This is a genomic window from Dietzia sp. B44, assembly GCF_014145245.1.
In the GTDB taxonomy this organism is placed as follows: domain Bacteria; phylum Actinomycetota; class Actinomycetes; order Mycobacteriales; family Mycobacteriaceae; genus Dietzia; species Dietzia natronolimnaea.
This window is the reverse complement of record NZ_JAALEF010000294.1, coordinates 1-13,487: the sequence shown is the minus strand read 5'-3', so window position 1 is coordinate 13,487 and position 13,487 is coordinate 1. Positions and strand designations below refer to the sequence as shown.

Sequence of the window (13,487 nt, the reverse complement as noted above, 5' to 3'; positions counted from 1 at the left end):
TCAGCCACTCCCGACGACCGCGCGGACCCTGGGCGGCCCACCAGCGGGCGGCGGCGCGCGCACGCTCGACGGCGAGCGCCACCTCCTCGGGTCCGGCGATCGGGTACTCCGCCAGGACCGTGCCGTCGCGGGGATCCAGGCTCGCGAGCGTGGGGCCGGTCTTGCTGGGTTCGGTGGTCGTCATTCGGGTTCCCTCCAGTTTCCGATCACATATATTTGATGTACCGTCCGTGATACGGGCCACAGTAGTCGACTGTGCCCGCCACCGTCACCCCCTGACAGAAAACCGAGGCCAGACGTGTTCGACATCCTCACCGAAGAACAGCGGGACTTCGCCAGGTCCATCGACGACTTCTGCGCGCGCGAGGTCGGAAGCGCCGAGAAGCGGCGGGAGCTCACCACCGAGGGCGGCACCCACTCGCCCGAGATCTACGCCAAGATGGCCGAGCTCGGCTGGCTGGGGCTGACCGTCCCGGAGGAGTACGGCGGCGCCGACGCCGGAGCCGTGGAGCTGTGCCTGCTGCTCGAGCACTCGCTGCGCGGCCTCGCCCCCATCGGTGGCATCGGCCCGACCCTCATCACCGGTGCCGCCTACCAGAAGTTCGGCTCCGAGGAGCAGCGCAGACGCGCGCTCGACCTGGTCGTCAAGGGCGGGACCCTGTCCATCTCGATGTCCGAACCCGGCGCCGGGTCGGACGTCGCGGCGCTGCGCTGCAAGGCCGTCCGCGACGGCGACGACTGGGTGATCACCGGCCAGAAGACCTGGTGCTCCAACGCCCACTTCGCCGACAGGATCCTCCTTGTCGCGCGGACCGACTCGTCCGGCGCCAAGCACGAGGGCATCACCATGTTCGACGTGCCGGCCGACATCGAGGGCCTGCAGATCACCGGCATCGAGACCATGGGCGGCAAGGAGGTCAACGACCTGTACTTCACGGACGTCCGCCTGCCCGCCGACTCGGTGATCGGCGAGGTCGGCGGCGGCTGGAAGCAGCTCATGACCGGCCTGAACACCGAGCGGCTCATCCTGGCCGCCATGCAGCTCGGCGTGGCCCAGCGCGCCTTCGACGACTGCCTGACGTTCATCCGCGAGCGGGAGCAGTTCGGCCGCCCCGTCGGCACGTTCCAGGTCATCCGGCACCGGATGGCGGACCTGGCGACCGAGATCGAGGCCACCCGCCTGCTGGTCTACGCCGTGGCCAGGAAGATCGACGAGTCCGACCCCCAGGCACTCTTCCCGCGCGAGGCCTCCATGGCCAAGCTCAAGGCCTCCGAGCTGAGCAAGCGGGTCACCCTCGAGTGCATGCAGTCCATGGGCGGTTACGGCTACGCCACCGAGTACGGCATGGAGCGCCTCGTCCGCCAGGCCGTGGTGTCCACCATCTACGGCGGCACCAACGAGGTCCAGCGCGACATCATCGGGAAGACGTACGGGCTGTGAGCGCGCCGCACACCGACGAGCTGGCCGCGATCCGGGCCCTGGAGACCGTCCCCACCGACAGGGTGACGGCACTGTGGGACTCACTGGAGCCCGCCGGGATCGACGAGATCGCCGGGACCCGGTGGAAGGGCACCGGCCTCGACACCGGGCACCCGATGTTCGCGATGCTCGGGCAGATGCGCTGGTGGGGCAAGGACTTCACCGACCCGCGGAAGGTGGACCCGATCCTGGTCACCGACGAGTCCGGGGCGGTCGTCCCGGACACCTCCGCGACCGGCGGGGGCGGCGCCTCGCTCTGGGAGGTCTCGTTCCGCGGCCGCCCGTGCGCCTCCATGGTGTACGACCGGCTGCCGGTGATCGACCACTTCGCCGTCGTCGACCCCGACACCCTCCTGGCCGTGATGAACGGCCGGGGGACCCTCCACGAGGGCGAGCACTTCTGGTTCCTCCTCGAACGCGAGCGGTAGCGAGGGCCGGGGTGTATCCGACCCGCGCCCGGGTGCGCGACTCGTGTGCACCCGGCGACATCGCGGGTCGGGTGCGCCGGGCGGCGATACGGACCAGACTGGGCGCATGACCCCGAACACCGACCGCCCGGTCCGCATCGCCGTCCAACTCCAACCGCAGCACGCGCCCGACTACGGTCTCCTGCGCGATGCCGTCCGCCGGTCCGAGGACGCGGGCGTCGACGTGGTGTTCAACTGGGACCACTTCTTTCCGCTCTACGGCGACCCCGACGGCGCGCACTTCGAGTGCTGGACCATGCTCGCCGCCTGGGCCGAGCAGACCGAGCGGGTCGAGATCGGCGCGCTGGTCACCTGCAACAGCTACCGGAACCCGGACCTGTTGGCGGACATGGCCCGCACCGTCGACCACATCTCGGGCGGCCGCCTGATCCTGGGCCTGGGCAGCGGGTGGTTCGAGCGGGACTACGCCGAGTACGTGTACGACTTCGGGACCAAGGGGTCGCGTCTCGACGACCTCGGCGACTCGCTCGAGCGGATCGACCGTCGCTTCGCCACGCTCACCCCTCCCCCGACCCGGCACATCCCGGTGCTCCTCGGCGGCGGGGGCGAGCGCAAGACCCTGAAGCACGTGGCCCGTCACGCCGACATCTGGCACTCGTTCGTGGACGTGGAGACCTACCGCCACAAGTCCGGGGTGCTGGCCGGGCACTGCGCCGACGTCGGTCGGGACCCGGCTGAGATCGAGCGCTCCACCGAGATCGGCGGCGCCGCCTCCGCCGACGACGCGCGGCGCTCGGCGGACGCCCTGCTGGCCGAGGGCGTCACGCTGTTCACCGTGGGCCTGAACGGGCCCGACTACCCCTTGGATCTGGTGGAGTCGCTGGTGGCCTGGCGCGACGGCCGCTAACGGCCCGGCTCCGTCGCTGAGGGGCGGACTCAGCCGCGGTTGACGGCGCGGTCGGCCCGGCGCCACACGCGGAAGGTGTAACCGGACGCCGCGAGCATGAGCACCAGCACGAACGAGGCGAGGATCGACGGGCGCCCGACCACGATCAGGCCGACCGCGTTGACCAGCGCGAGGACGGTGAAGAACCCGACGAACCCGCCCAGGACCTCCAGCCGCTGCCGGGTCCCGAGCGCGTCCCCGCCGCTCCGAGCCACGACCGGTCAGCTCTTCAGACCGCCGGCGGTGAGGCCGGAGATGATCCGTCGCTGGAAGATCAGCACCATGATCACCAGCGGGACGGTGACGAGCGCACCCGCCGCCATGATCGCCGCGTGCGGCGGGATGTAGGGGTTGACCCCGGAGAACCGGGCGATCGCCACGGTGACCGGCTCGGTCGAGGAGTTGGACAGCTGCTGCGACAGCAGGAACTCGTTCCACGTGATGATGAACGCCAGGATCGCGGTGGTGAACAACGCCGGCGCGGCGAGCGGCAGGATGATCTTGATGAACGCCTGGCCGCGGGTGGCGCCGTCGACGCGCGCCGCCTCCTCCAGCTCCCAGGGCAGGTCGTTGAAGAACGAGGTCAGGGTGTAGATGGTCAGGGGCAGCGCGAACGAGATGTTGGGGATGATGAGCGCCTGGTAGGTGCCGATCCACCCGATGTCGGTGAACAGCTGGAACAGCGGCGTGACCAGCGCGACGCCGGGGAACATCGACGCGGCCAGGATGACGCCGGTGACGAGGAACTTCCCGCGGAAGTCCACCCGCGCGAGCGCATAGGCGGTGAAGACGCCGAAGAGAAGCGCCAGCGCGGTGGTGATGGAGCTGATGATCACCGAGTTGATGATCGCACCGAAGAAGTTGTTGCCCGCGTCCGTGGCCAGTGCCTCACGGAAGTTGTCCAGGGTGAGGTGCGAGGGCACGGGACTGGCGGAGAACACGAACCGGTTGTCGCGGAACGCGGTGACGAGCATCCAGTAGAACGGCGCGAGCCCCCAGATCAGGATGAGCAGGGCCCCGATGTAGGTGCCGATCCTCGGGCCGAGTGGCTTGCGGGGCGGCCGGAGGTCGTCGTTGTTGTCCCGATCGTGGAGACCGGGGTGTGACGACGACGAGGTGGGCGGCCGCGTGGTGGACGACGTGGACGGTTCAGGCGCTCGGTGACTCACCGGATCTCCTCCTTCTTGCCGGTGCGGTCATCGACGACATTCGCGCCGAGGAACTTCACCATGACGAACGCCACGGCGAAGATCAGCAGGAACACCAGTGTCGATATGGCGGACGCGCTGTTGAAGTTGCCCATCCGCATCTCGTTGACCACCAGCATGGACACCGTCGCGGTGGGCGAGCCGGAGTTGGCCGACACGAGGATCACGGGCAGGTCGTACATGCGCAGCGCGTCGAGGGTGCGGAAGAGGATCGCCACCATCAGGGCCGGCCGGACCAGCGGCAACGTGATCCTGGTGAACTGCTGCCACCGTGAGGCGCCGTCCACTCGGGCCGCCTCGTAGACGTCCCCGGGGATCATCTGCAACCCGGCGAGGATCAGCAGCGCCATGAAGGGCGCGGTCTTCCACACGTCCGCGATGATGATGGCCATACGGGCGTAGAACGGGTCGGTGGTCCAGGCGATGTTGGTGCCCAGCATCGTGTTGGCGATCCCGTTGGGGGCGAAGATGAACGCCCAGAGCTTGGCGGTGACGGCGGTGGGGATCGCCCACGGCACGAGGACCGCCGCGCGCAGGAGCGAGCGTCCCCAGATGCTCTTGCCCATGACCACCGCCATGGCGAAGCCGAGCACGGTCTCGAGCGAGACGGTGGTGACGGTGAAGAACAGGGTGTTGCCCATGGCGGGCCAGAAGTCGACGGCCGAGACACCGGGCGGGCAGGGGATGGTGCCGTCGCCGCCCCGGGCCGGGCACGCCTGGGTGAGCCAGTAGAGATAGTGCTGGAACCCGGCGAACCCACCGTCCGAGAACATCCCCGTGGCGGGATCGAGGCCGCGGTCGGCCTGGAAGGACAGGTACACCGCACGGACGACCGGGTAACCGATCACCACCGCGAGGATCGCGAGCGCGGGGCCCACCATCCACACCGGACGCCAGTCGAATCTCTTCTCGACCAGTGGCGCCGGGGACTTCTCACTCGTCGTCATCGCTGCAGCTCCTCATCGGATCGCACCCGCCCTCACCACGACGGCCGATGGGCCCCGGGAATGCTACCCGGGGCCCATCAGCGCGGTGATGTCATACCTGCTGTTCAGACTCTGGTGTCACTGAGCCGCTTGGTCGATCGCGGCGCTCATGTCGGTGAGCGCCTGCTCGACGTTCTTCTCGCCACGCAGCGCGGCGAACGTGTTGTCCTGGATCGCCTTGGACACCGCCGGGTAGTACGGCGTGACCGGGCGCGGCTCGGCGTTCTCGAGAGCCGCCTTGAGGGCCGGCATGTACGGGAACTCCTGCTGCAGCGCCTCGTCGTCGTAGATCGAGGACAGGACCGGCGGGAACGACTGCTCGGCGAAGCCCATCTGGACGTCCTCGGAGATGATGAACTCGAGGAACGCCTGCGCCGTGGCCTTGTTCTCGGAGAACACGTTGATGGCGTTGTTGTAGCCGCCGAGGGTGGACCGGCCTGCGCCGTCCTGGCCGACGATGGGTGCGACCTCGAACCGGCCCTGGACCTGGGACGTGGGATCGGACTGGCCCGACTCGTACATGTACGGCCAGTTGTAGGAGTACATGGTCTCGCCGGCGAGGAAGGCCTGCGCGGTCTCCTCCTCCGTGAAGGCGTCGGTCTGCGGGGGGATCACGCCGTTCTGGTAGGCGTCGACCAGGGCGGTGAGGCCGGCGCGTGCCTGATCGGTGTCGAGCTCCGGGGTCTGCCCGTCGTCACCCACGACCTGACCGCCCCAGCTGTGGATGAACTGGGTGGCGGCGACGGTGAGGCCCTCGTAGAGGCTGAGCTGCGTCTGCAGGCAGTCGACGTCGGCGCCTTCGGCGGCCTCGCAGGACGCGACCAGTGCGTCCCAGTTGGCGGGCGCCTCCGGCTGGAGGTCCGTGCGGTAGTACAGCAGCTGGGCGTTGGTGTTCTGCGGGATGCCGTAGAGCGTGCCGTTGTAGGTCGCGGAGTCCACGGCGGCCTCGATCAGGCCGGACGTGTCGACCTCGGTGTCGCCCTCGATCGGCTGCAGCCACCCGTTGGCCGCGAAGTACGCGGTGTCCGTGACGTCGAGAGCGAACACATCGTACTCGCCGCTCTCGGTCTGGAGGGACTGCGTGAGGGTGTCCCGCTGACCGTCCTGCTCGGCGGGGAGCTCACGGAGGGTGACCTCCTGGTCGGGGTTCTCCGCGTTCCACTGCTCGATGACGGGACGGAGCTTGTCCGTGTCGTTGCTGCCCATCGCGAAGGTGATCGGGCCGACGCCCGAGGTGCCGGCCTCCGCCTGCTCGTCGGATTCGTCACCACCACCGTTGCCACAGGCCGCGGTGAGCACCGCGACCATGGATGCGGCCGCCGCCGCCTTGAGGAACCTGCCGTGAACGGCCATGCGCTCTCTCCTACTGTCGTGTCTCGCCTACCGCCGACGTGTGCCGGCGGTCGGGTGATCCCGGGCTCACTGTGACGCGGGTCTCTCTGAGGTCCCGCTGAGCGTAACCCACACGGGGCCTGTGGCGTCGGACCATGGACGGTCCCATCGCCGACTCCCCGCCGTACCGCCGCCCGTGGGCCGCGAGACTCAGATCACACGCGACACTCTAGCAACAACAGATGTTGCAGTCCGCCACTGCCGCCCTCATCGAGCCCTGTGGCGCGCCTCGGCGCACCCGGTCACCGCAGTCGCAGGCCGGTCTCCACGTCGAAGAAGCGGACCTCGCCGTCGAGCGCGGCCAGGAACATGGTCTCGCCCTTACCCGGGTGGTCACCCGATTCGGCCCGGTAGACCACCGGGTGCCCGTCCGCGGTGGAGCAGTGCAGGTAGCTGTCCGCCCCCAGCTCCTCGACCAGGTCCACGGTCACCTCCAACCCGTGACCGTCCCCGGCGATCCGCAGGTGCTCCGGCCGCACGCCCACGGTGACCCTCGGTCCGGACCCCGGCGGGACCTCTTCCGCGAAACCCTCCAGGTCCACTCTGCCGTCCGAGACGGGCGCGTCGAAGAGGTTCATCGACGGCGATCCGATGAAGCCGGCGACGAAGGCGTTGACCGGGTTGTGGTACAGCTCGCGCGGGGTGTCGACCTGCTGCAGGATGCCGTCCTTGAGCACCGCCACCCGATCCCCCATCGTCATGGCCTCGACCTGGTCGTGGGTCACGTAGATCATGGTGGTGCGCAGGTCACGCTGCAATTTGGCGATCTGGGCGCGGGTGGCCACCCGGAGCTTGGCGTCGAGGTTCGACAGCGGCTCGTCCATGAGGAACACCTGCGGGTTGCGCACGATCGCCCGACCCATGGCGACCCGCTGGCGCTGACCACCGGAGAGTTCCTTGGGCTTGCGGTCGAGGTAGTCCGTGAGGTCGAGCATCTCCGCGGCGCGGTCCACCCGCTCCGCGATCTCCTTCTTGGAGGCCTTGGCCAGCTTGAGCGCGAAACCCATGTTCTCGCGCACGGTGTAGTGCGGGTAGAGCGCGTAGTTCTGGAAGACCATCGCGATGTCCCGGTCCTTGGGCTCCGTCCCGGTGACGTCCCTGTCACCGATGAGGATGCGTCCGGCCGAGACGTCCTCGAGCCCGGCGAGCGCGCGGAGAGTGGTGGACTTCCCGCAGCCCGACGGTCCCACCAGGACCAGGAACTCGCCGTCGGCGATCTCCAGATCGAGTCGGTCCACACTGCGCCGTGCGGCGCCCGGGTAGATGATGGACACGTTCTCGAAGGTCACCGTAGCCATGGAGAGATCCTTCCCTTCACCGGCAGGAACGTGCCGGACGATCCGAGATTGAGGGTTGTCACGACGACTGTAGCGTCACGGGACCGGTGTTCACCGGCACTGCGCCCACAGTTCATCCGCACGTGTCCTCAGCACGCCCGCGCCGTCGCCCGCGCTCCCTAGGGTCACAGCGTCCTCGTGCGCCCGTGTGGGGCGCACACGTCCTCAGGGAGAACCGTTGTCAGTCCGCAGTCTGCTTCCGATCGCCACCCCGGGAATCTCCAACCGCCAGCACCTGACCTGTGTGTACAAGTGCGGTGACCAGTGCGCGGCGCCGGTCCCCAACACGAGCGACAACCCGTACTTCGGGGACGTCGCCACCGAGATCAGCCGCCGGGGGGCGCTCAAGGCGGCGGGCGTGGTCGCGCTCGCGGTGGGGGCCACCCAGGTCCTGCCCGCCTCCGTCGCCGCGCAGGGTTCCCTCGGCACGGGCTCGGCCGGGGCACCCGGGTCGACGGGTGGGGGCACCCTCGACACCGGTTTCCTCCCCGTGGAGCCCAACACCGCGGACGCCGTCACCGTGCCCGTCGGGCACTCCAGCGACGTGGTGATCCGCTGGGGCGACCCGGTGGTCCCCGGGGCGCCCGGCTTCGACTTCGAGAACCAGACGGCCGCCGCGCAGGCGGTGCAGTACGGCTTCAACTGCGACCTGGCGGTCCTGTTCCCCATGGACGACCGCGACGACCGGTTCCTGCTCACCGTCAACCACGAGTACACCACCGAGCCGATGATGTTCCGCGGGTACGACTCCGCCGCCCCGACCCGCGAGCAGGTGGAGATCGCCTGGGCCGCACACGGCATGACGGTGGTGGAGCTCGCCAGCAGGCCGTCCGACGGCGGACTCGATCCGGTGATGGGGTCCTACAACCGCCGCATCACCGCGACGACGCCGTTCGAGCTGCGGGGCCCGGCCGTCGGCCCCCTCACCCGGACCACCGCCGACCCCACCGGGACCCGCGTGCTGGGAACTCTCAACAACTGCGCCGGCGGCCACACCCCCTGGGGAACAGTCCTGTCCGGCGAGGAGAACTTCAACCAGTACTTCGGCACCACCGGCTCCGTGACCGACCCGGCGCGTGTGGAGGCCCTGCGTCGCTACGGCGTGGCGGTCGGTGAGTCGGGCCGCAAGTGGGAGCGCTTCGACAGCCGCTTCGACCTGGCCGCCGAGCCGAACGAGGTCAACCGTTTCGGCTACATCGTCGAGGTCGATCCCTGGAACCCGGACTCCACGCCGGTCAAGCACTCGGCGCTCGGGCGGTTCAAGCACGAGGGCGGGACCGTTCACGTGACCGCCGACGGGACCGTCGTCATCTATTCGGGCGACGACGAGCGGTTCGACTACCTCTACAAGTTCGTCTCCAGCCGGAAGATGGTGCCGGGACGGACCGCGGCGGCGCGGACCCAGAACATGAGGATCCTCGACGAGGGGACGCTCTACGTGGCCACCTTCACCGGCAACTCCCCGGAGTCGGAGATCGACGGGTCGGGCACGCTCCCCTCGGACGGCGCGTTCGACGGGACGGGCGGCTGGATCCCGCTCATGACCGTCGACGCGGCCGGCAACGCCGTCTCCCACGTCACCGGCATGACCGCGGAGCAGGTCGCCGTGTACACACGCATGGCGGGCGACGCGGTCGGGGCCACCAGGATGGATCGGCCGGAGGACGTCGAACCCAGCCCCACGACCGGCAAGGTGTACATGGCGCTGACCAACAACACCCGCCGCACCGTCGGCCAGGTCGACGAGGCCAACCCCCGGCACGACAACAAGCACGGGCAGGTCGTCGAGATCACCGACGACCACGCCGGGACGACCTTCGGCTGGAACCTGCTCCTCGTGTGCGGCGACCCCGCCGCCGCCGACACCTACTTCGGCGGCTTCGACAAGTCCAAGGTCAGCCCGATCTCCTGCCCGGACAACGTGGCCTTCGACCCCTCCGGCGGGCTGTGGGTGTCCACCGACGGCAACGCGCTCGGATTCAACGACGGGCTCTACTCGGTGGCCACAGAGGGGCCGAACCGGGGCGAGACCAAGCTGTTCCTCACCGTGCCGATCGGTGCGGAGACCTGCGGTCCGCTCGTCTTTGCCGACCGCGCGATCGTCAACGTCCAGCACCCCGGGGAGAAGGACGGGGCCTCGATCGAGAACCCCGCCTCCCACTGGCCCGACGGCGGGACGTCGCAGCCACGTCCGTCGACGGTCGTGGCGTGGAGGGACGGGTTCACCGGCGGGACCGGGCCGCTCTCCGCGGGGTCGCTGTCCGCGGGGTCACTCCCGGCGGGCTCGTCGGGTTCCTGATCGTCCGTGTGCGGGGGCGGGGGGCGGGGTCAGGTCGTCGTACCCGGCCCGCCTGACCCGGGCCGCCGGACACGGGCCGCCGAACCCGGGCCGTCAGACCCGGCTCGTCGCCCCCGCATACGCCAACCCGCGCTCGACGGTCGCGGCGATCGAGGCGGCGACGCCCTCCGGATCGTCCGACATCGGAACGTGCCCGCCTGCCGAGATCTCGATCCGGGCCTGCGGGAACAACCTCGACGCGAGCGAGACCTGCCGGACCGGCAGCACCAGGTCGAACCGGCCCCACCGGATGGTGATCGGCAGCTCCTCGTCCACCGGCGCGGAGAACAGGAACGTCCTGCGGTCCGCCCGGTCCAGCACGGTGTTGCTGATGATCGCCTCGCCGTCGATCGCCGCCGCCTCGGCGGGGTACCGCCACGGCCGAGCGCAGAACGCGGCCATCATCACCGCACGGCCCGCCGCCCTCTCGGTCACCACGGGGATGTGACGGCCCAGCTTCCCGGCCGCCCGGCGCAGACTGTGGAACACGGTCATCGTGTAGCGCCACTCGGCGTCGGACCGGAAGAACCCGGCGGGCGAGAGCGCGGTGACACTGCTCGCCAGGCCACGGGCCCCCAGCTCCAGTGCGAGGAAGCCGCCGAGCGAGTTCCCGACGACGTGGGGGCGCTCCCCGTCCGGCACGACCTCCGCGATGAGCTCAGTCAATTGGTCCATCATGTACTCGAGCACGTCACCCGCGTCGGGGAGATCCGCCGACTCCCCGTGTCCGGGCAGGTCCACCACCACCAGCCGGAACCGGTCCGCCAGGAGCGGGACGACCGAGTCCCACGCGTGCGCACGGTGGCAGACACCGTGCATGAGGATGATCGTGGGACCGGAACCGGTGATCTGGTGATACAAATCCATGCCGAGAGTATCCCTCACGGCCCGGGATGACGCCCCATAACCGCCCCGGAACGTGCTTACATCTCCCATGCGACCGAGGGGACGAACGGGTCAGGGGGCACGGCGTGGACACTGTGACGAGCGGACTGGCGACGGAGTTCCGGCCCATCCTCCTCAGGCTGGACCTTCTGGTCCGGCGGCAGAACACCCAGTACGCCCTCAGCCGCGCACAGACCTCGATCCTCTACACGCTCGCCTGCCACGGGCGGCTGCGGATGAGCGACCTGGCCCGGTTGGAGAACGTCCGGGTCCCGACGACCAGCAATTCCGTGACCGTGGTGGAGAGCATGGGCTACGTGGAGCGCGTGCGGGACCACTCGGACGGCCGCGGCGTCTGCGTGGAGCTCACCGACCTCGGGCGGGCACGGATCGACCAGGTGCTCGAGGCGCGCGATCAGGACTTCGCCGATCACCTGTCCCGCCTGTCCCCGGAGCACCGGGAGACGCTGTCGGCGGCGGTCCCCGCCCTCAACGCACTCCTGGACGCCTTCGACGGGACCGCGACCGCCCGCTGAGCCTCCGCGGCGTCTACCCTCACCGGACATGGGCACAGTCATGATCACCGGCGCCTCGCGCGGGATCGGCGCGGCCACGGCCAGGGCGCTCGAGTCGGATCACGACCTGATCCTGGTGGGCCGCGACGCCGACGCACTGGCGTCGGTGGCCCGCTCCTGCAGATCCGCCCGGGTGGTGACCGCGGATCTGACGACGGTCGACGGGGTGTCATCGGTCGCCGACGGGATCACCTCCCTCGACGGGGTGGTCCACTGCGCCGGGGTGGCCGACCTCGGGCGGATCGACGAGTCGGACGCCGCCGAGTGGCGTCGCGCGTTCGAGATCAACGTCCTCGCGGTGGTCGAGCTCACCCGGGTGTTGCTCCCGGCGCTCCGCGCGGCCCGCGGCCACGTCGTCGTCATCAACTCCGGTGCCGGGACCACCGCCAAGCCCGGCTGGGGCTCCTACAGTGCCTCCAAGTTCGCGCTGCGCGCCGTCACCGACACCCTCCGCGGCGAGGAACCGGCCCTGCGCGTCACCTCGATCCATCCGGGACGCGTGGACACCGACATGCAGCGGGCGATCGTCGCCGCCGAGGGCGGGAAGTATGACCCGTCGGCCCACCTCAGCCCGGACTCCGTGGCCACCGCGGTGCGCCACGCCCTCGACTCGGGGCCCGACGCCCACCCGACCGAGGTGGTTCTGCGACCCCGGCGCCACTGAGATCCCCTCGACCCGGTGGGCACGCGCGCGATCCCACCGCCGGACCGCTGCGCATGTCGTAACGTCCAGCACCATGGTCGGCACCGACACCCCGCTGCGCATCACCGTCATCGGTGCGGGCGTGGTCGGGTGTTATCTGGGCGGCAGGCTCGCCCGCCACGCCGACGTGACGCTGGTCGGGCGCCCTCATGTCCTCGACCCGATCCGCGCGGTCGGACTCACCGTGGAGTCCGGTGAGGGCGTGGAGGACCGCCTCCACGTGCCCGCCGAGGCGCTCACCCTGGCCGAGACGCCGGTGGCCGTCCGACGCTCGGACGTGGTGCTCGTGTGCACCAAGGCCGGCTCCACCGCCTCCGCCACCGCCGAGTTCGTCCCGTACCTGCGTCCGGGATCCCTGGTGGTGGGCCTACAGAACGGTCTGCACTCGGCCGATCTGATCCGCGAGGGCGTGGACGCCACACCGGTGATCGCCGGGATCATCCCCTTCAACGTCGCGCGGACCGGCCCCGCGACCTACCGTCGGACCAGCACCGGGGAGATCCGGATCGCCGAGCATCCCCTCGCCGCCCCGCTCCTGCGCGTGATGGAGGAGGCCGATCTCCGGGTGCGCGCGACCGACGACATCCAAGCGGTACTGCACGGCAAGGTCCTGCTGAACATGAACAACGCGGTCCAGGCGTTGTCCGGCCTCCCGCTGAGGACCGAACTCCTCGACCGGGACCTGCGCAGATGCGTCGCGCTCTGTCAGGCCGAGGCCAACCGGGTCTTCACCGCCGCCGGAGTGGTGTCCCGGGTACCCATCGCGGTACCCGCCGGCATGCTGCCGGCCGTCATGCGGCTGCCCACCCCGGTGTTCCGCAGGCTCGCCAGGGCGGTCATGCGGGTCGACGCCGACGGGACGTCGTCGATGAACGACGACCTGGTCCGGGGCCGACCGACCGAGATCGACATCCTCCAGGGGGAGGTGGTGCGGATGGGTCGCTACCTCGGTGTCGAGACGCCGGCGTGTGCGCACATGGTCGAGCTGGTGCACGAGGCCGAACGGGCCGGACCCGATCGCCGCCAGTGGACCGGCAAGGCACTTCTCGCGGAACTCCAGCGGGCGCGGCGACGCGCACGACGGCTGGCGCGGCTGCAACTCTAGGGCAGGCGGTCGCCCCGGGGCGGCAACTCTGGGGCAGGTGCCCGGCCCCGGCCCGACACGTCAGGACGACGTGCGCCGCAGGAGCTCTGCATGCCGGTCCACCG

The 13,487-nt window shown here is 69.9% G+C and carries 14 protein-coding genes; 7 read left to right on the top strand and 7 right to left on the bottom strand.

The features are described 5' to 3' along the window. Positions 1-184 (bottom strand): aldehyde dehydrogenase family protein (locus G6017_RS16790; RefSeq protein WP_241731469.1); only part of this gene is annotated, 184 nt, incomplete at its 3' end. Between the two features lie 114 nt (positions 185-298). Between G6017_RS16790 and G6017_RS10335 the strand changes: the two genes are divergently transcribed. From G6017_RS10335 to G6017_RS10325, 3 genes are all read left to right on the top strand, one after another. Continuing rightward, positions 299-1,441, top strand: a complete 1,143-nt coding sequence (locus G6017_RS10335) for an acyl-CoA dehydrogenase family protein (protein ID WP_095718895.1) — start codon at positions 299-301, stop codon at positions 1,439-1,441. After that, positions 1,438-1,908, top strand: a complete 471-nt coding sequence (locus tag G6017_RS10330) for a GXWXG domain-containing protein (protein ID WP_179523947.1) — start codon at positions 1,438-1,440, stop codon at positions 1,906-1,908. Before G6017_RS10335 ends, G6017_RS10330 begins: the two co-directional genes overlap by 4 nt. 106 nt (positions 1,909-2,014) lie before the next feature. Then, a complete protein-coding gene (locus tag G6017_RS10325) occupies positions 2,015-2,815 on the top strand; it encodes an LLM class F420-dependent oxidoreductase (protein ID WP_182610837.1) in 801 nt (266 codons plus the stop codon). A gap of 29 nt (positions 2,816-2,844) precedes the next feature. On the opposite strand, the gene G6017_RS10320 is transcribed toward G6017_RS10325, so the two are convergent. From G6017_RS10320 to G6017_RS10300, 5 genes are all read right to left on the bottom strand, one after another. Continuing rightward, positions 2,845-3,069, bottom strand: a complete 225-nt coding sequence (locus tag G6017_RS10320) for a hypothetical protein (RefSeq protein ID WP_095718898.1) — start codon at positions 3,067-3,069, stop codon at positions 2,845-2,847. Positions 3,070-3,075: 6 nt separating this feature from the next. Further along, positions 3,076-4,023 (bottom strand): carbohydrate ABC transporter permease, encoded by a 948-nt coding sequence (locus G6017_RS10315; protein ID WP_176475119.1) that lies wholly within the window; start codon positions 4,021-4,023, stop codon positions 3,076-3,078. Beyond that, complete coding sequence (locus G6017_RS10310) at positions 4,020-5,009, bottom strand: carbohydrate ABC transporter permease (RefSeq protein WP_095718899.1); 990 nt, start codon at positions 5,007-5,009, stop codon at positions 4,020-4,022. Before G6017_RS10310 ends, G6017_RS10315 begins: the two co-directional genes overlap by 4 nt. Positions 5,010-5,126: 117 nt before the next feature. Then, complete coding sequence (locus G6017_RS10305) at positions 5,127-6,401, bottom strand: ABC transporter substrate-binding protein (protein ID WP_179523949.1); 1,275 nt, start codon at positions 6,399-6,401, stop codon at positions 5,127-5,129. Positions 6,402-6,682: 281 nt separating this feature from the next. Continuing rightward, positions 6,683-7,738, bottom strand: coding sequence for an ABC transporter ATP-binding protein (locus tag G6017_RS10300; RefSeq protein WP_095718901.1), 1,056 nt, complete (start codon positions 7,736-7,738; stop codon positions 6,683-6,685). Positions 7,739-7,955: 217 nt separating this feature from the next. Between G6017_RS10300 and G6017_RS10295 the strand changes: the two genes are divergently transcribed. Then, positions 7,956-10,076, top strand: a complete 2,121-nt coding sequence (locus G6017_RS10295; protein WP_182617236.1) for a PhoX family protein — start codon at positions 7,956-7,958, stop codon at positions 10,074-10,076. A 93-nt stretch (positions 10,077-10,169) separates the two neighbouring features. On the opposite strand, the gene G6017_RS10290 is transcribed toward G6017_RS10295, so the two are convergent. Next, positions 10,170-10,982, bottom strand: a complete 813-nt coding sequence (locus G6017_RS10290) for an alpha/beta fold hydrolase (protein ID WP_182617234.1) — start codon at positions 10,980-10,982, stop codon at positions 10,170-10,172. 104 nt (positions 10,983-11,086) lie between these two features. Between G6017_RS10290 and G6017_RS10285 the strand changes: the two genes are divergently transcribed. The 3 genes from G6017_RS10285 (at position 11,087) to G6017_RS10275 (ending at position 13,383) form a co-directional block, all read left to right on the top strand. Then, the gene (locus tag G6017_RS10285; RefSeq protein WP_259844083.1) at positions 11,087-11,536 is read left to right on the top strand and encodes a MarR family transcriptional regulator; all 450 of its coding nucleotides are present in this window, start codon (positions 11,087-11,089) and stop codon (positions 11,534-11,536) included. A 28-nt stretch (positions 11,537-11,564) separates the two neighbouring features. Continuing rightward, positions 11,565-12,239: an SDR family oxidoreductase gene (locus tag G6017_RS10280; protein ID WP_182610834.1), complete on the top strand. Its 675-nt coding sequence runs from the start codon at positions 11,565-11,567 to the stop codon at positions 12,237-12,239. Positions 12,240-12,312: 73 nt separating this feature from the next. Continuing rightward, complete coding sequence (locus tag G6017_RS10275) at positions 12,313-13,383, top strand: 2-dehydropantoate 2-reductase (protein WP_182610833.1); 1,071 nt, start codon at positions 12,313-12,315, stop codon at positions 13,381-13,383. Positions 13,384-13,487 lie beyond the last annotated feature (104 nt).

Bases quoted from the DNA above. Each gene is read 5' to 3' on its own strand.
- G6017_RS10290 (WP_182617234.1), bottom strand. From the start codon at position 10,982: ATGGATTTGTATCACCAGATCACCGGTTCCGGTCCCACGATCATCCTC.
- G6017_RS10325 (WP_182610837.1), top strand. From the start codon at position 2,015: ATGACCCCGAACACCGACCGCCCGGTCCGCATCGCCGTCCAACTCCAA.
- G6017_RS10310 (WP_095718899.1), bottom strand. From the start codon at position 5,009: ATGACGACGAGTGAGAAGTCCCCGGCGCCACTGGTCGAGAAGAGATTC.
- G6017_RS10305 (WP_179523949.1), bottom strand. From the start codon at position 6,401: ATGGCCGTTCACGGCAGGTTCCTCAAGGCGGCGGCGGCCGCATCCATG.
- G6017_RS10300 (WP_095718901.1), bottom strand. From the start codon at position 7,738: ATGGCTACGGTGACCTTCGAGAACGTGTCCATCATCTACCCGGGCGCC.
- G6017_RS10280 (WP_182610834.1), top strand. From the start codon at position 11,565: ATGGGCACAGTCATGATCACCGGCGCCTCGCGCGGGATCGGCGCGGCC.
- G6017_RS10275 (WP_182610833.1), top strand. From the start codon at position 12,313: ATGGTCGGCACCGACACCCCGCTGCGCATCACCGTCATCGGTGCGGGC.